Below are 2,666 nucleotides of genomic sequence, written 5' to 3' on the forward strand. Positions count from 1 at the left end.
CAGATGGGGATAAGAGACAGGCGTGGAACTGAACGCGGGCGATGTGATCGAGATCGTCGGAACCTCGGACGGCGGCGAACCGCTGCGCACCGATTACTTTGATTTCACATTTGTCGGCGCGGCCGGTCCGGATACGACCGATCCGTTTGTGCAAGCCTTCTCGGCGCCGGATATCGGGCAGGGGGATGTGGGCGCGGCCAGCACGCAGATTGTTGCGACTTTTGCCGACAATGTCTCGATCGACGTCTCCAGCATCGACGCGGGCGACATTATCGTGACCGGGCCGGGCGGTCCGCTTTCGGTGACGGGTGTGAGCGTGAATGATGGCGGCGACGGCACGCCACGGACGGCGACCTATACGGTTGCGACACCGGGCGGGACCTGGGATCTGGCGGACGAGGGCGACTATACGGTGGCGTTGAAGGCGGATGAGGTGCTGGATACCAGCGGCAACGCGGTGGCCGCCGATCCGGCGCTGGCCACCTTCACGGTCGACCTGTCAACACCGCCACCACCGCCGTCCGATCCGTTCCGGGTCGAGGCCGAGACGTTTGATATCGTCAGTGGTTTTGTCGTGCAGAACAATGGCGGCGCGTCGGGGGATCAGCTGTTGCAGGCTGGCAGCAGCGGCGAACAGCGGGCGTCCTATACCTTCACCGAGGCGGCGGGCGTCTACAATCTGACGCTTGGGTATTTCGACGAATCCGACGGCCAATCGCAGCTGAGCGTTCTGGTGAACGGGGTCGAGGTCGACAATTTCATCTGGAACGTGGATGCGGGCGACGCGTTTGCCAACGCAAGCTCGTTTGCCGAGCGTGACATCACCGGTGTGGAGCTGAACACGGGCGATGTGATCGAGATCGTCGGAACCTCGGACGGCGGCGAACCGCTGCGTACCGATTACTTTGATTTCCAGTTCACCGGCGCGGCTGGCCCGGATACGACCGATCCGGTTGTGCAATCCTCTTCGGCCCCGGATATCGGGCAGGGGGATGTGGGCGCGGCCAGCACGCAGATTGTTGCGACCTTTGCGGATAACGTCTCGATCGACGTCTCCAGCATCGACGTGGGCGACATCATCGTGACCGGGCCGGGCGGTCCGCTTTCGGTGACGGGTGTGAGCGTGAATGATGGCGGCGACGGCACGCCACGGACGGCGACCTATACGGTTGCGACACCGGGCGGGACCTGGGATCTGGCCGACGAGGGCGACTATACGGTGGCGCTGAAGGCGGATGAGGTGCTGGATACCAGCGGCAACGCGGTGGCCGCCGATCCGGCGCTGGCCACCTTTACGGTCGATCTGTCAACACCGCCACCACCGCCACCGCCACCACCGCCGTCCGATCCGTTCCGGATTGAGACCGAGACGTTTGATATCGTCAGCGGCTTTGTCGTGCAGAACAATGGCGGGGCGTCGGGGGATCAGCTGTTGCAGGCTGGCAGCAGCGGTGAACAGCGGGCGTCCTATACCTTCACCGAGGCGGCGGGCGTCTACAATCTGACGCTTGGGTATTTCGACGAATCCGATGGCCAATCGCAGCTGAGCGTTCTGGTGAACGGGGTCGAGGTCGACAATTTCATCTGGAACGTGGATGCGGGCGACGCGTTTGCCAACGCAAGCTCGTTTRCCGAGCGTGACATCACCGGCGTGGAACTGAACGCGGGCGATGTGATCGAGATCGTCGGAACCTCGGACGGCGGCGAACCGCTGCGCACCGATTACTTTGATTTCACATTTGTCGGCGCGGCCGGTCCGGATACGACCGATCCGTTTGTGCAAGCCTTCTCGGCGCCGGATATCGGGCAGGGGGATGTGGGCGCGGCCAGCACGCAGATTGTTGCGACTTTTGCCGACAATGTCTCGATCGACGTCTCCAGCATCGACGCGGGCGACATTATCGTGACCGGGCCGGGCGGTCCGCTTTCGGTGACGGGTGTGAGCGTGAATGATGGCGGCGACGGCACGCCACGGACGGCGACCTATACGGTTGCGACACCGGGCGGGACCTGGGATCTGGCGGACGAGGGCGACTATACGGTGGCGCTGAAGGCGGATGAGGTGCTGGATACCAGCGGCAACGCGGTGGCCGCCGATCCGGCGCTGGCCACCTTCACGGTCGACCTGTCAACACCGCCGCCACCGCCACCGCCACCGCCGTCCGATCCGTTCCGGGTCGAGGCCGAGACGTTTGATATCGTCAGTGGTTTTGTCGTGCAGAACAATGGCGGCGCGTCGGGGGATCAGCTGTTGCAGGCTGGCAGCAGCGGCGAACAGCGGGCGTCCTATACCTTCACCGAGGCGGCGGGTGTCTACAATCTGACGCTTGGGTATTTCGACGAATCCGACGGCCAATCGCAGCTGAGCGTTCTGGTGAACGGGGTCGAGGTCGACAATTTCATCTGGAACGTCGATGCGGGCGACGCGTTTGCCAATGCAAGCTCGTTTGCCGAGCGTGACATCACCGGCGTGGAACTGAACGCGGGCGATGTGATCGAGATCGTCGGAACCTCGGACGGCGGCGAACCGCTGCGCACCGATTACTTTGATTTCACATTTGTCGGCGCGGCCGGTCCGGATACGACCGATCCGTTTGTGCAAGCCTTCTCGGCGCCGGATATCGGGCAGGGGGATGTGGGCGCGGCCAGCACGCAGATTGTTGCGA

General features: G+C 63.5%; 1 protein-coding gene. It reads left to right on the top strand.

What is annotated here, in order from left to right; all coding sequences use genetic code 11:
• Positions 1 to 22: 22 nt before the first annotated feature.
• On the top strand, positions 23 to 2,666 hold a 2,644-nt coding region (locus JT51_RS21085; protein ID WP_037317923.1), incomplete at its 3' end, for an Ig-like domain-containing protein.

This window comes from Ruegeria halocynthiae (assembly GCF_000743705.1).
Taxonomy (GTDB): Bacteria; Pseudomonadota; Alphaproteobacteria; order Rhodobacterales; family Rhodobacteraceae; genus Ruegeria; species Ruegeria halocynthiae_B.